The sequence below is a fragment of the Paenibacillus sp. NPDC057967 genome (assembly GCF_042887015.1).
Lineage (GTDB): Bacteria > Bacillota > Bacilli > Paenibacillales > Paenibacillaceae > Pristimantibacillus.
In genome coordinates, this window is the sequence record NZ_JBHVQB010000006.1 from 344,407 (window position 1) to 360,108 (window position 15,702).

Annotated in this window: 9 protein-coding genes; 7 read left to right on the forward strand and 2 right to left on the reverse strand. The window is 58.3% G+C overall.

Annotated elements, in window-relative coordinates; genetic code table 11:
• The first annotated feature begins 355 nt into the window (after window positions 1–355).
• From ACFVSO_RS17715 to ACFVSO_RS17730, 4 genes are all read left to right on the forward strand, one after another.
• A complete protein-coding gene (locus tag ACFVSO_RS17715) occupies window positions 356–5,938 on the forward strand; it encodes a beta strand repeat-containing protein (RefSeq protein WP_483875067.1) in 5,583 nt (1,860 codons plus the stop codon).
• A 35-nt stretch (window positions 5,939–5,973) separates the two neighbouring features.
• The gene (locus ACFVSO_RS17720; RefSeq protein WP_387475923.1) at window positions 5,974–7,056 is read left to right on the forward strand and encodes a tetratricopeptide repeat-containing glycosyltransferase family 2 protein; all 1,083 of its coding nucleotides are present in this window, start codon (window positions 5,974–5,976) and stop codon (window positions 7,054–7,056) included.
• A complete protein-coding gene (locus ACFVSO_RS17725; protein WP_387475925.1) occupies window positions 7,043–9,322 on the forward strand; it encodes an FkbM family methyltransferase in 2,280 nt (759 codons plus the stop codon). Before ACFVSO_RS17720 ends, ACFVSO_RS17725 begins: the two co-directional genes overlap by 14 nt.
• Before the next feature lie 261 nt (window positions 9,323–9,583).
• Window positions 9,584–10,531 (forward strand): SDR family oxidoreductase, encoded by a 948-nt coding sequence (locus ACFVSO_RS17730; protein ID WP_387475927.1) that lies wholly within the window; start codon window positions 9,584–9,586, stop codon window positions 10,529–10,531.
• A gap of 2 nt (window positions 10,532–10,533) precedes the next feature.
• Here ACFVSO_RS17730 and ACFVSO_RS17735 read toward each other — a convergent pair whose 3' ends face one another.
• A complete protein-coding gene (locus ACFVSO_RS17735) occupies window positions 10,534–11,169 on the reverse strand; it encodes a LysE/ArgO family amino acid transporter (RefSeq protein ID WP_387475929.1) in 636 nt (211 codons plus the stop codon).
• A gap of 128 nt (window positions 11,170–11,297) precedes the next feature.
• Here ACFVSO_RS17735 and pdxR point away from each other — a divergent pair, with 128 nt between their 5' ends.
• Window positions 11,298–12,752, forward strand: a complete 1,455-nt coding sequence (gene pdxR, locus ACFVSO_RS17740; RefSeq protein WP_387475931.1) for a MocR-like pyridoxine biosynthesis transcription factor PdxR — start codon at window positions 11,298–11,300, stop codon at window positions 12,750–12,752.
• Between the two features lie 15 nt (window positions 12,753–12,767).
• On the opposite strand, the gene ACFVSO_RS17745 is transcribed toward pdxR, so the two are convergent.
• Complete coding sequence (locus tag ACFVSO_RS17745) at window positions 12,768–13,646, reverse strand: LysR family transcriptional regulator (RefSeq protein ID WP_387475933.1); 879 nt, start codon at window positions 13,644–13,646, stop codon at window positions 12,768–12,770.
• A 111-nt stretch (window positions 13,647–13,757) separates the two neighbouring features.
• Between ACFVSO_RS17745 and ACFVSO_RS17750 the strand changes: the two genes are divergently transcribed.
• On the forward strand, window positions 13,758–15,041 hold the full coding sequence (locus ACFVSO_RS17750) for an adenylosuccinate synthase (protein ID WP_387475935.1): 1,284 nt from the start codon (window positions 13,758–13,760) through the stop codon (window positions 15,039–15,041).
• 37 nt (window positions 15,042–15,078) lie between these two features.
• Window positions 15,079–15,540 carry a RidA family protein gene (locus ACFVSO_RS17755; RefSeq protein ID WP_387475937.1) on the forward strand — a complete coding sequence of 154 codons (462 nt, stop codon included), beginning with the start codon at window positions 15,079–15,081 and terminating at the stop codon, window positions 15,538–15,540.
• The last annotated feature ends 162 nt before the right edge of the window (window positions 15,541–15,702 follow it).

Sequence of the window (15,702 nt, forward strand, 5' to 3'; positions counted from 1 at the left end):
ACGTGGACGTTTTTCTAAACCAATTGAAGAATCTACCCAATCCATCCATAGAAAAAAAGGGCCTTTTCCCTCGAAAAAGATTGAATATAGCGGAATTCGCGGCAAGAGACGAAGGTCTTGCGATTATGGTCTGCCAGGAACTGCAGGAGAAGCAGGACCGCCAGGATCACCGGGCTTTCCGGGGATTGCAGGACCTCCCGGTCCGACCGGGCCAAAGGGACCCAAGGGACCGCGCGGTCCAAGAGGAAAGCGCGGGCATGATGGGGATCCGGGGGCGCCTGGCCCGACTGGCCCGCGCGGTATCCCTGGAACGATAGGACCAACAGGGCCAACTGGTGCAACAGGTGCAACGGGTTTGGCAGGACCGGCGGGAAGTACCGGAGCAACGGGCGCTACCGGAGCGATTGGTCCGGCAGGTCTGGCGGGAAGTACCGGAGCGACGGGACCAGCAGGCCCGACAGGAGCAACAGGCTCTACAGGCGCTACAGGTCCAGCGGGTGGACCTCCTGGGGCTACCGGAGCGACTGGCCCGACTGGTCCGGCAGGTCCGGTGGGAAGTACCGGAACAACAGGCGCTACCGGGTCTGCTGGTCCGACAGGTCCGGCGGGAAGTACGGGAGCAACGGGCGCTACTGGATCGATAGGACCGGCAGGGCCGGCGGGGAGTACCGGAGCAACGGGCGCTACTGGTTCGACAGGACCGGCTGGACCGACGGGGAGTACGGGAGCAACGGGCGCTACTGGATCGACAGGACCGGGAGGACCGACGGGGCGTACGGGAGCAACAGGTGCTACCGGAGCGACAGGTCCGGCAGGGTCGGCGGGAAATACCGGAGCAACGGGGGCTACCGGGGCGACTGGAGCAACAGGTCCAGCGGGTGGTCCTCCAGGGGCTACCGGAGCAACAGGCGCTACGGGATCTACTGGTCCGACAGGTCCGACGGGAAGTACGGGAGCAACGGGCGCTACGGGAGCGATTGGTCCGATAGGTCCGGCGGGAAGTACGGGAGCAACGGGCGTTGCCGGAGCGACTGGCCCGACAGGAGCGGCGGGAAGTACGGGAGCAACGGGCACTGCCGGAGCGACAGGCCCGACAGGTCCGGCGGGAAGTACGGGAGCAACGGGCGTTGCTGGAGCGACTGGCCCGACAGGAGCGGCGGGAAGTACGGGAGCAACTGGCGCTGACGGATCAACTGGTCCGATAGGACCGACGGGAAGTATGGGAGCAACGGGCGTTACTGGAGCGACTGGCCCGACAGGACCGGCGGGAAGTATGGGAGCAACGGGCGTTGCTGGAGCGACTGGTCCGACAGGTCCTGCGGGAAGTACGGGAGCAACGGGAGCTGCCGGAGAGACTGGACCGACAGGACCGGCGGGAAGTACGGGAGTAACAGGTGTTGCTGGAGCGACAGGTCCGACAGGTCCGGCGGGTGCGACTGGCGCGACGGGTCCTGCAGGTGGTCCGCCTGGAGCTACGGGAGCAACAGGACCAACAGGTCCAGGGGGTCCGCCGGGAACGGATGGAGCTACGGGCCCTACGGGTCCAGCAGGCCCGACGGGAACTAGCGGCGCTACGGGTACGACTGGCTCAGTTGGACCTACAGGTGCCACGGGAGCAACAGGTGTGCCAGGACCGGCAGGTCCGACAGGAGCAACAGGCTCTACAGGCGCTACAGGTCCAGCAGGTGGTCCTCCTGGCGCTACCGGAGCGACAGGCCCGACCGGTCCGGCAGGTCCTGCGGGGGCGGATGGCGTTACGGGTGCGACAGGCCCAGCAGGTCCGACGGGTGCGGATGGGGCCACGGGTGTGACAGGCCCGACCGGCCCTGCCGGAGCTGCTGGAGTAACGGGTGCAACGGGCCCTGCGGGTCCGCAGGGCGCAGACGGGGTAACAGGTACGACCGGTCCGGCAGGGCCAACTGGAGCGGACGGGGCTACGGGTGCGGCCGGTCCAACAGGTCCAGCGGGAGCAGATGGTCTTACAGGTCCGACAGGTCCCCCGGGAGCTACGGGAGCGACTGGAGCAGCGGGTGATCCGGGGCCGCAAGGGATTCCCGGACCGACCGGTCCAGCCGGGGCAACAGGGGAGCAAGGTCCGACGGGGCCGACCGGGGCTGCAGGCGGAGCAGGTTTTATTGGCCCGACAGGTCCGCCAGGCACAACTGGTCCGGCAGGTATACAAGGGTTTCAGGGACCTATTGGCCCGCTGGGTCCGGTTGGTTTTACCGGACCGACCGGACCGCAAGGGTCGGCTGGCTTCGCTGGTCCAACAGGTGAAATTGGAGAGCTTGGTTCAACAGGACCTCCGGGTGCGACAGGTACTCAGGGTATTGATGGTCCTGCAGGTCCGACGGGGCCGCCAGGCGCGGCAGGTCCAACAGGCCTGGCAGGCGGCGAAGGAACCCCGGGTCCTACGGGACCGCAGGGCGTGCAGGGAGCTGCCGGCCCGCAAGGTCCGGTAGGAACAACAGGACCGACAGGAGGGGTCGGTGCTACAGGGGTTCAAGGTGAGCTTGGTCCTGCGGGAATTACAGGTCCTACAGGAATTGGGGCTACCGGTCCAACCGGTCCAACTGGCGAGCAGGGTTCGACTGGCGCTACTGGTCCGACCGGTCCAGCTGGGGGGCCTCCAGGTCCGACAGGACCGCAGGGACCGCCGGGTCCGGCAGGCGGCCCGACAGGACCAACCGGTCCAACTGGCGAGCAGGGTCCAACGGGCGCCACTGGTCCGACGGGTGCTCAAGGTACGGTTGGGCCGACAGGTCCGACAGGATCTCAGGGAGCGACAGGGGTTGTCGGTCCGCAAGGACTGCCGGGTATTACCGGTCCGACAGGACCTCAAGGCCCGCAAGGGGCTACGGGTGTTCAAGGAGCAACCGGTCCTACAGGTGAGCAAGGGCTGCAGGGCGGTCCAGGGCCAACGGGACCACCCGGCGGAACCGGACCGGAAGGTCCTCAGGGAGCGACAGGTGGCGTTGGACCAGCGGGAATCCAGGGAGGAATTGGCCCTCCGGGGCCCCAAGGACCAACGGGCTCTGATGGCCCGCAGGGACCGGCAGGGACGACAGGTCCGCCCGGACCGATTGGCCCGCAAGGCGTAGCTGGTCCGACTGGTGCGGCGGGCGGACCGGGTCCGACCGGAGCGCAAGGTCCGACTGGCAGCATCGGTCCGACTGGATCAGCTGGCTTGCCTGGACCGGAAGGCCCGCAAGGTCCGCTAGGGCCGCAAGGCACGACCGGTCCGACGGGTGCAATTGGAGTGACGGGACCTGCCGGGACTGCCGGCGACGCAGGGCCGACGGGACCTGTAGGCGGGCAAGGCCCGACGGGTCCGGCTGGAGAGGCGGGTGCTACGGGACCGGCAGGTCCGCAGGGAGCCGCCGGTCCGACAGGAGAAGCCGGTGCCCAAGGTCCGGAAGGTCCAACAGGCCCTGCTGGTGATGCCGGGCCGCAGGGTCCGATCGGTCCGACAGGTTCTCAAGGCCTTATTGGAGCTACGGGATTGCAGGGATCTGCCGGTCCGGCAGGAGCGACTGGGCCGGTCGGAGCGCAGGGTCCGGAGGGAGCCCCTGGCTCGGCAGGACCGTTGGGGCCGACCGGCCCTGCAGGCGAAGCGGGAGCGACTGGTTCGGCTGGTCCGCAAGGTCCTCAAGGTCCGACGGGCGCGGATGGCCCGCAAGGAGCTACCGGACCGCAAGGGGTGCAGGGCATTACCGGTCCTACGGGTCCGCTTGGTCCTCCGGGCGCCACTGGCCCTGCAGGTGATGCCGGTCCTACGGGAATAGCCGGTCCTACCGGTCCTGCGGGTCCGCAAGGCACAGAGGGGCCTACCGGCCCGACCGGCCCCGCCGGAGAGACTGGCTCGCCAGGTCCGACTGGCCCAACCGGCGTTACTGGATCACAAGGTCAGATTGGCTTCCAGGGACCGCAGGGCCCGACAGGTGTGCAAGGGGTGACAGGAGCGGATGGAATATTCGGAGCAACCGGTCCTGTTGGCCCCGCAGGCCCGCAAGGAGCAACTGGCCCGCAAGGCGACCAAGGTCCGACAGGACCGCTGGGTCCAGCCGGCGCTACCGGCCCTACAGGTTCAATAGGCGCTACGGGCGTTCAAGGTGAAGTTGGCCCGACAGGCCCGACAGGTCCGACTGGCTTCGGCGTCACTGGCCCGACAGGCTCGGCAGGGCCTCAAGGAGATATCGGCCCGACAGGTCCCGAGGGACCGACCGGCCCAGCAGGCGGTCCTCCGGGTCCGACGGGACCTGCAGGTCCGGAAGGACCAACCGGCCCGGCAGGTCCGGCAGGCGGCCCAACAGGTCCGACCGGGCCAACAGGTCCATCCGGTGAACTTGGTCCGACCGGACCGACAGGGGTTATCGGTCCTCCGGGAGATACAGGCGCTACTGGCCCTACGGGTCCGACCGGCATTGCCGGTCCGACCGGAGCCCTGGGGCCGCAAGGAGATGCTGGCGCGACCGGCCCGATTGGTCCGCAAGGGGTGCAAGGTCCGGCTGGCGTACAGGGTGTGACCGGTCCGACGGGCGATGTTGGCCCGACAGGTCCGGCCGGTCCGCAAGGGGTGCAAGGCCCGGATGGCCAGCAAGGGGCAATCGGTCCTACCGGACCGGCAGGAGCAGCGGGGCCAACGGGAGAGCAGGGAGCAGCTGGCCCGACGGGCGTGACGGGTCCAATTGGCGCAACCGGATCGGCCGGTGTCGCCGGAGCTACAGGACCGACAGGCCCAGCTGGCCCTCAGGGGGCGGATGGCAGCGCTGGTCCGACAGGTCCGATCGGCTCGGCAGGTCCGACAGGTCCGGCAGGGCCGCAAGGAGTAACAGGCCCGACAGGTCCGCAAGGGGTGCAAGGACCGGCAGGCGTTCAAGGTGCGACCGGTCCGCAAGGCGATGTAGGAGCGACAGGTCCGGTCGGTCCGCAAGGCGCACTCGGTCCTACCGGGCCAACGGGAGAATCAGGTATTGCCGGTCCGACCGGCGCAACCGGCCCCGCAGGAGCGACCGGCCCGACCGGAGCGCAAGGTGTTACCGGAGATCAAGGTCCGGCAGGGGTTCAAGGCGCGATCGGTCCGACCGGCGCTGCAGGCCCGCAAGGCCCCGCAGGCACACCAGGCGATCAAGGCCCGACGGGACCGCAAGGGACTGTCGGCCCGACGGGACCGCAAGGTCCTGCTGGAACAACCGGACCGACCGGTCCGCAAGGGACGCAGGGTCCCACCGGGCCTCTGGGGGCGACGGGCCCGACCGGGTTTATAGGGCCGACGGGCCCGGCAGGTTCGCAAGGCAATGCAGGTCCGACGGGGGCGACCGGAGCTGCCGGAGCAACAGGCGCCACCGGCCCGACAGGCGAGAGAGGCCCAACCGGGGTGACCGGTCCGCAAGGCGCAACCGGCTCGCAAGGGCCAACAGGTACACCGGGTCCAACAGGTCCGACAGGCCCGATCGGCGTTACAGGAGCGACCGGCGCGACGGGAGTTACAGGCCCGACCGGATCGCAAGGCGCTACGGGTCCGGCAGGCACAGGCACTTCGCTGCAATTCGCCCAGACCGCAACAGCTCTGGCCATCCCGCTTGACGGTACGGAAGCTGTCGTGCTCGCCGTTGTGTTGACAGCGGCAATCAATAATCGGGTCAAGGTGGATACATCCATGCAAACCAACGTCACTCTCAACTCAGGCAATCAGCGTCTTGACATGCGAGTGCGGTTGTACCGCAATGGTATCCTGCTGACAGAATACCGGTCAGAGCAAAACTTCTCGGGCAGCGTCGGCAATCAGAGATTTATTCAAGGCTCGACCTATGTAGATACGCCGCTTGCCGGCACCCATACCTACCAGCTGAGGGTTGCTGTCATTACAGCGACTAACGTTACCTCTGTAGCTGTGGAGACACGAGCAATGAATAATTTGATCACTACGTTCATATAGCTTGGGGACCGGGTCCAACGAAAGGTGAGATGCATATGAGAACCATCAGCTTATGCTTAATTGTAAAAAACGAACAGTCCACTCTGTGCAGCTGCCTGGAATCGGTCCGTGATGCTGTTGACGACATCGTCATCGTGGATACGGGATCGACAGATGAGACAAAAGCGATAGCCGGGCGGTACACGGAGCGGATCTTCGATTTTGAGTGGATCGATGACTTTGCGGCTGCCCGTAACTTCGCATTCAGCAAAGCGACAGGCGATTATATCCTCTGGCTGGACGCCGACGACGTCTTGCTGGAGGAGGATCGCCACAAGCTGACCGAGCTTAAATTAGCTATGGCCGATCAAGCCGATGCAGTGTCCATGATCTATCATTACGCATTTGATGAATTCGGGAACGTCACAATGAGCCTGCGACGCAACCGGCTGGTCAAGCGGGAGAGAGACTTCCAGTGGCATGGCGCTGTTCACGAATATTTGGCGGTAACCGGGGTTATCGTCAATAGCGACATTATCGTGACGCATCGCAGAGTACATCGGCAGTCAGACAGAAACTTAACGATCTTCGAGAACAGAATGCAGCGGGGAGAACACTTCTCTCCCCGTGATCTGTATTATTATGCCAATGAACTGTCCGATCATCAGATGTGGGAGCAGGCGGAGGAAATCTATGAGAGGTTCCTTCATACGGGACAAGGATGGTCGGAGGATATTATAGCGTCCTGCATGAAGCTGTCAGATATATCCGAGCGTCTGGGCAAATCCGATAAGCAGCTTGCGTATTTGTGGAAGGCTATGGATGATGATGAGCCCCGCGCGGAGGGATGCTGCCGGCTCGGTGCTTACTTTCTCGCAAGGGACCGCCTGGAGGAGGCAGTCTTCTGGTACCGGCTCGCGATCCGCAGGGAGAAGCCGCAGGATCTATGGGGATTCGTCCATGACGCCTATTGGACATGGATTCCCCATCTGCAGCTATGCGTCACTTATTGCAGGCTAGGCCAATATGCTCGCGCCTTCTATCATAATGAAATGGCTGGGCGGTACAGGCCGGATGATTCGTCCGTGCTTCATAACCGACGTTATTTGGAAGGGATGTTGCGTGATGAAGCTCTTTGACGATGCGAATGGACCGTTGACAATCGTTCAGATCGCCCCCGATTATTATCCTGTTCCTCCTCCGGCTTACGGCGGGATCGAGCGGGTCGTTCATACGTTGACCGAACGGCTCGTAGGTCTTGGTCACAGGGTCATTCTGTATGCGCCCGAGGGAAGCGCTACTTCGGCTGAACTGAATGCGTACACGCATGGGACGGGCAATCCGGAAGGCATACGGGATACAGTCGTACGCACGCTTCCCACGCAGGTCGATATCATTCATGATCATACCCATTCCTCCGTAATAGGCAAGCTGAATCTGCCGATACCTACCGTCTGCACGCTGCATGCCACCGTCCATAACCATATCGAGCATCCGGTCTATATTAGCCGGATCTCGCAGCTTGCGGCAGGCGATCCTGCCGGCTGCTTCATCTATAACGGCGTAAGCCCGAATGAGTTCGATTATGCGGAGCAAAAAAGCGACTTTTTATTGTACATGGGTGTGATAAGCCCGCACAAAGGGATTCATCACGCCATCCATATTGCGGAAGCGACAGGACAAAAGCTTGTTATAGCCGGGCCTGTCTATAGCACAGAATATTTTCAAGCGGAGATTGAGCCAGCGCTGCGCCGCAATCCATTACTCCAATATGTGGGTGAGGTAGGCGGTATAGAGAAAAGGCGTCTTCTGAAAGAAGCACGCTGTATGCTGTTTCCGACATGCTGTGAGGAAGCATTCGGGCTCGTCATGGTGGAAGCGATGATGAGCGGGACACCTGTTCTCGCTCTCGCCAACGGAGCGGTGCCCGAGGTGATGAGCGGTTTCCCGGAATTGGTGTGCCAGTCGGTGGAGGAGATGCTGGATAAGGCGGAGCGAAGCCGGTTCCCCAGCAGCCCCGCGCTGCGCTCGTATGCGATGAGCCGATTCATCGACGAGGAGATGGCTAGGCAATATGTGCAGCTTTATCGCCGCCTGCTTGCGGTCAACGAACGGACAGCGGCCGGTATCGAACAATGGAAGGCGCTCCAGCGGAGCGATCAGGCGATTCGGCAATGCGAGCTCATCCATCAAAGCAAGACCGCTTCTCTGGATGACAGGCTGCATGCTTGTTACGAAGCGGCCGAGATTTGGCATGAGCAAGGGGATGCGGAGCAGGAGCGCGTGACCATATATCGATCGTTCGAATATGCAGCGCCAAGGGCGGAATTTTGCTGTAAGCTTGGCTATCTGTATCTGGAGCAGGAAGATTACGCCAAAGCCGCCTATTGGTACAAACTAGCCACCGAGATCGAGCCTCCTTCCAGCCGCACCGGATTTTATAAAGAAGCTTGCTGGACCTGGCTGCCGCATCTTCAGCTATGTATATGCCGCTATCACATGGGTGATATCGCATCGGCTTACCGGCATAACGAAATAGCCCGGGAGTATTACCCCAATGAACGGCATATTTTGTTTAACAAAACGTTTTTGGAGCCATTGCTCGCGAACGGAGGGTCAGATTCCGGCAGACAAGTAGAGGTTCAATTAAACGGAGTTGGCGGCATGCCGTTCCGGATGAGGCTGGCGCTCCCCGGATTTCTGGAAGAGACCATCGCGGAGCGCGGAGCTTGGGAGCCCGAACTTGCGAGGCGGCTCAGCCGTTACGTGGAGTCTGGCGGCATCTTTATCGATATCGGTGCCAATATCGGCTACCATACGCTGTATATGGCAAGCAAGGGAGAAGATATTCAGTGTCTCGCCTTCGAGCCTCATCCCGATATTTGCGGACAATTAGCTGAAAACGTCAAGTTGAACGGCTATGAGCATGTGGAAGTATACGCCCACGCTTTAAGCGACAGGGATGGAAAACTTTCCTTTTTCCGGCAAAGCATGACCGCCTACAATAGGGGACTGTCGGGTGCTACAATCTCTGATTCCTCGGCATCAGGAGGCGACTTCGAGCCGATCGAGATAGAGGCCAGGACGCTGGACCAATCCTTGACAGAGCAGCAGAGACGCCATGCGAGCGTGATTAAGATTGACACGCAAGGCTACGAGTTCGAAGCGTTGCATGGCGCGATGGACACGATTCGCGAATCGCAGCCGGTTATTGCCTTCGAATATCATCCGTATGGATCTAGACCGCTGGAAGCCATCATAGGGCTCCTTGAAGGGTATACGCTATATAAGCTCCAAATCTGGACCGGCGAGCTGCGCCGACTGGATGAGGAGGACCCGGCAGGGTTTGAGCAGGATTATATTTGTATTCCCGGTCATCTGGAACCGGTCATTTCTTCACCATAGTGCATGACAATACGAGCAACGTGTCTTCTGCGACCGGCCCCAAGGACCTCATTAGAGGTCCTTTTCTATGACTTCTACCTGATCGGCCTGCTGGACAGAGGAGAGTGTCGCAAGTTCAATTCATTCGCAAAATGAAGGCTATCTCCATCTGGCATTTATGATATGATCGTTTGAGATATTGGAAAATTTACCGGAAATGTATGGATCATGCGGTATCGGCAATAGAGCAGATAATCTGACAAATTGGAGGGCGTGACGAAGATGAAAGACAAAATCACAGTCATAACAGGCGCTAATTCTGGAATAGGCAAAGCAGCGGCATACAAATTCGCGGCGGAGGGATATCGGGTTGTGATGGCTTGCCGCAACCTCGCGATCAGCAAGCCTGTCCAGCAGGAGATCATGGCGTCTACGGGCAGCCAGACAATCGATCTGATGGAGCTTGACGTCTCTTCCTTTGATTCGATACAGACCTTCTGCGCGGCATTTAAAGCCAGGTATGACAAACTGGATATTTTGATTCATAACGCAGCCTTCCTAAGCCATGGCGAGACGGAGTACAAGCTGAGTCCTGAACGCGTCGAGCTGTCGTTCGCTACGAATGCGTTTGGCCCTCTTTATATGACCGAGCTGCTGGCCGACTGGCTGGATCGATCTCATGACCCCAGGGTGCTGAACGCCTGCACAACGAATATCAAAAACTTTTTTGATCCCAAGCGAGCCATTGAATTTGACAACCTGCGCGGCGAGCACCGGGCAACCAGGCGTTACAGCTCCTATAAAATGTATGGCGATTCCAAGATGGCCTTCCTGATGCTGACGTTCAAGATGGCGGAGCAGTGGAGAGCGCGAGGCATTAAAGTTAACGCGATTCAGATTAACCGCGTGAAGCTGTCCAAGGAAACGGTCGCGAAGATGAAATCGCATTGGAAGGCGCTGGCTTGGGCGCAAAACCTGACAAATCCTCATCCGTCAGGCATGGCGGACCATTACTTTTACCTGTGCACATCGGATTCATTCAAACATGTGACCGGCCAGCTTATTAACCATAGGCGGGAAATTGTTCAGCCGGCGTCGAACGAACAAGGGCTGAACCAGCTGAAAAATATATTCGGCTCCTCTTATTACCCCAAATATGCCATCGAACAGAGCAATGTGGATCAGGTATGGGGAATGGGACAGACGTTAATCGCCGCCCATTCCAGCTAAGGCTAGGCCTGTCCTTGCAGGAGCAGGATAAGGAGATAGGCTAGATAAAGGGCCGTACCCCACATGATTACAGCGGATAGGGCCGGGATCAGGGAGAGAATGCGGGGGGACTGAGCCTGTTGTCCAATGAATTGGCCCGCAGCTCCAAGTCCTATGAACCAGAGCCATGATGTGATGATGCATACCATCGCAAAAACGAGCTTGGCCGGCCCTGCGTATTGTACGGAGCTAGTGCCGATGACGCCCACCGTATCCAGTATGGCATGTGGATTCAGCAAAGACACGGTGACCGCGAAGCCGATTTGTTTTTTGGCGGAAATGCCTCTGCTGTCTGGTAGAGGGGTGTGTATCTCATGTCTGGATTTCCAGGTCGTCCAGCCTGTGTAGAGCAGGAAGCCGCATCCCAGCAAGTATAGTAAAGCCTTGATCCAGTCATGCTCCAGCATGATGACGGATATGCCGAGTACGGCAAGGGCGATCAGAATGGTATCGCACAGAGAAGCGGTGACAATAACCGGAAGAACTTTGGTAAATCTTCGATGAGCGGTTCCTTGCGTAAGGACAAATGCGTTTTGCGCGCCGAGCGGCAAAATAAGTCCCAGCGCCAGAATAAAGCCGTGAATGGCAGCTGCAATCATAATGTGGCCTCCTCTTTTGTCCCTATTCTAGTAGGAGGAGGAGTCGGAGTCGACAACCAAAGGACTGTCCCGCAGCCCAACCAATCTGGTAAGATAAGCACAACCTCATGAAAGAAAGAATGGATGTTATGACAGAAGAATGGCAGCTTGACCGCAGCTCTGATACCCCGCTGTATCAGCAAATTCACGACCGCATTGTGGAGAAAATACGAAACGGCGAATGGCCGGTCGGAACCAAGATTCCAACGCAGCGAGAGCTGGCAGAGCGGTTCCGTGTGAATCGAAGCACGATCGTGTATGCGCTGGATGAATTGACGGCGGATGGGCTCATTCAGTCCAAGGTTGGACAAGGCACTGTGGTCGCCAACAATACATGGAACGTGATCGCTTCAACCCGAGCGCCGGATTGGGGACGTTATGTAGCGGCTGGGGCGCATCGTCCCAATCATCAATTGATCCAGCTCATTAATAAAGCGGAAGAGAACCCGGCAATCCTGCGACTCGGCACGGGCGAGCCTGCACCTGAGCTTCTGCCTGCACGGACTATGCTGCAGTCGCTGCAAGAAAGCGGCAGCTCGCTATCGTTAAGCTACTCCGAACCGCGCGGAAGTTTGCGACTGCGGGAGGCGATTAGCCGATATTTGCTGGCGAAAGGAATTAAGGCGGCCCCGTCTTCGATTATGATCGTATCCGGGGGCCTGCAAGCCTTGCAGCTCATATCACTTGGACTGCTGCGCGGTGGCTCTACGATATTAACGGAAAGTCCGAGTTATCTGAACTCCATTCATGTTGTGCAATCTGCGGGTATCCGCCCTTATGGCGTACCGATGGATAAGGACGGGCTGATCGCGGGGCGAATCGGGTCTATGAAGCGTCAGACGAATGCCGCAATGCTGTACACAATCCCTACCTTTCATAATCCTACTGGCTGCTTAATGCCAGCTGCACGAAGGGAAGAGCTGATGCGGATATGCACGCATGAAAGGCTGCCAATCGTGGAGGATGATGTGTACGGCGATCTATGGCTGGATGCTCCTCCGCCTCCGCCGCTGAAATCAATGGACCGGGAAGGTCAGGTTCTGTATATCGGAAGCATGTCCAAGTCGCTCGGTCCAGGACTTAGGCTTGGATGGATAGTTGCGCCTGAGCCGGTAATTGATCGGCTGTCCGACATCAAGATGCAGACCGATTACGGGACAAGCGCGCTTTCGCAGCATGCCGTCGCCCAGTGGCTGGAGACGGATCTTTATGACGAGCATCTTGCCCGATTGCGAGAGGGGCTGAGGCACAGAAGAGAGCATATGCACATGCTCTTGCAGCGTTACATGCGTAGCCTTGCAGAGTGGAGCTTGCCGAGCGGCGGATTCTACATTTGGCTGCGAATCAGCCGGCCCATATCGGTGAGAAGGCTATTTGAGCTTGCCCTAAAGGAAGGCATTCTGCTGCATCCCGGAAGCATATACGATTCCGGGATCGACGAGCCGTATTTGCGTTTATCTTATGCTTACGCATCGTTCGAGCAGATGGAGCACGGGATTAGTCGTCTGGCGGCGCTCATGATTCAGTTGAACGGCCAACAATAAGGCGTTCGATCAGCTTTAGGGCAAGCATTGAAGAAAGCTTTTCGAAGCAGCGGAGAGGGGGACGCCCTTCAGCGTAGCAATGCCGATCGATCGTTCAGGAATACGCGGAGTTAGCGGGATTTCGATTAATCGTCCGTCAGCAAGTTCTTCCTTGACGTATTCCCGCACGATAAACGTCAGTCCAAACCCTCGTTGAGCGAATTGAACAAGCAGGTCTAGGCTTCCCAGCTCGAACTCTGGCGTCAAGCGGATGTGATGAGCAGCCGCGTAATGGTCCAGATAAGCTCTCGTACTGCCGCCCGGCTCCAGGAGGAGCAACGGATATTGCTGCAAGCTGGTCAGCTCGAAGGGAGATTGAGCCAGGGATGCATAAGCCGGGCCTCCTACGAGACAATCCTGCAGCGGAGAGCTCTTTCTAATCTCTATGCTTTTGTCGGCTGCGGGCAGATTGAGAATGCCAAAGTCAATACGTCCTTCCTTCAGCAGCGAAATGGTCTCCGGTGTAGTCCGGTTCGTGACGCGCACGCGAATACCCGGATATTGCATATGGAACGACTCCAGATATGGCAACAGATAATGCTTGCATAACGAATCGCTTGCTCCGATATTGATCTCCCCGTACTCCAAGTTGTGCATTTCCGCAATTTTCTTCTCTCCGCTGTCGATAGCTTTGAAAGCTTGCTCGACATGCTGAAGCAGTAGTTCTCCTTCGGCTGTAAGGGTCACGCCTCGTGCTGTACGGAAGAACAGCTGACCGCCAAGTCCGCTCTCCAGTTGCTTTAGCGTATGGCTGATGGCGGGCTGCGTAATATGCAGCTTCTCCGCCGCTTTGGTCAAGCTTCCCAGCTTGGCCGTCCAGTAGAAGACGCGATACCATTCCATATTAAATTCCATAGTCATTACTCCTGTTTATATCGGATATTATTAATATCAATTATACTAATGGATATGTGCACATTATAATCATTCCTGTAAGTGATGACAAGTACAGGAGGCGATTCATAAGTGACGGTAACAGCGATTGTGGGAGCGAATTGGGGCGATGAAGGCAAAGGAAAGATGACGGATGTGCTGGCGGCCAAATCGTCCTTTGTTGTTCGATTCCAGGGCGGAAGCAATGCAGGACACACGATTATTAACGATTACGGGAAGTTTGCGCTGTCTATGCTTCCGTCAGGCGTATTTTATCCCGAGGTTACGAATGTGATTGGTCCCGGTACAGCATTGGACGGTGATTCGCTCCTGTCTGAACGGGAGCAGTTGCTGGCGAGAGGCGTGCCCAAGCCGAACCTGAAGGTATCGAATCGGGCGCAGGTGGTGCTGCCTGTTCATCGGTTATTGGACGCGCTGGAGGAAGATAGGCTGGGCAAGCGCAGCTACGGCTCGACCAAACGCGGAATCGCCCCTTTTTATGCGGATAAATATGCCAAGCTCGGCGTACAGGTAGCGGATTTATATAATCGGAACCAATTGCTGGAGCGCGTAGGGCAGCTGCTGGAAGTCAAAAATGTGCTGCTGACCCATCTATACGGACATCAACCTCTGGAAGCTAATCCGATTGTGGAGGAGCTGCTGGGGCTGGGAGAAAGGCTGCTCCCATATGTATACGATACGACTGCGATGCTTCAGCAAGCATACAAGGAGCAGCGGCCGATCTTGCTGGAGGGACAGCTTGGAGCGCTTCGCGATCCTGATCACGGCATCTATCCGTATTCGACGTCCTCTTCTACACTGGCGGGGCATGCCCCCGTCGGAGCAGGTCTTCCTGCCTATGCAGTGACTGATATTATGGCTGTGGTGAAAGCCTATTCCAGCTGTGTGGGAGCGGGGCCGTTCGTCTCGGAGATTGCAGGCGCGGAAGCGGAGCAGCTGCGAATTCGCGGCGGCGATGCGGGCGAGTTCGGAGTAGTGACAGGCAGGCCGAGGCGTGTAGGCTGGTTTGACGCTGTTGCGACCAGATACGGCTGTATGGTGCAAGGAGCGACGGAGGTGGCTTTGACGAATTTGGATGTACTCGGTTACCTGGATTCGATTCCGGTATGCGTCGGCTACCAGTTAGAGGACGGGACGGTTACGGAGCAGTTTCCTGTCAACGCTAAGCTGAATGGGGCGAAGCCGATCCTTAGACAGCTTCCAGGCTGGAAGTGCGATATAACCGGAGCTAAGTCATTCGAAGAGCTTCCGGCAGCAGCACAGCAGTATGTGTCATTTATGGAAGGGGAAATTGGAGTGAAAATCTCTTATCTGTCCGTAGGTCCAAAGCGTGAGCAGCTTATGAAATTAGGATAAAACCAAATGACCGTAACGATGAAGGGAGCTCATGATTATGTCTGACGCTACACCCATGGATCGATTGCAATCGTTAGGTATCGTGTTGCCTGAGGCGAGCAAACCGGCAGCTCGCTATGCCAACTATGTTCTGTCTGGCAGTCTATTGTTCATTTCGGGAAAAGGGCCATCCGGCAAGCCCAAAGGCAAACTCGGCATAGATTATACGACCGAGGAAGGATGCCGGTATGCTTGGCTGGCCGGATTGGAAGTGCTGGCAGTATTGATGGAAGCGCTGGGCTCTCTGAATAAAGTAAAACGGGTCGTAAAAATACAAGGCTTCGTGAATGCCGGCCCGGATTTCGAAGAGCATCATAAAGTATTGAACGGATGCTCCGATCTGATGCTGGATATATTCGGGGATCGGGGCTTGCACGCGCGATCGGTGCACGGAGCCTCATCGCTTCGGAATAATTTGCCGGTTATTATTGATTCTGTTTTTGAGATTGAGCTAGATTAAGAATGCGCGTCTTATCCAAGAGAATTTACTAGATTCAAAGTTAGCGGCAATACAGGATGCAGCAGTCCTGATTGCCGTCTTTTTCTTCTAGATTGATATCCGGTCTTCAATGAAGAGAACGATTGGGGTAAAATAGAAACTGATGCAAGGATTGGCCGAAGG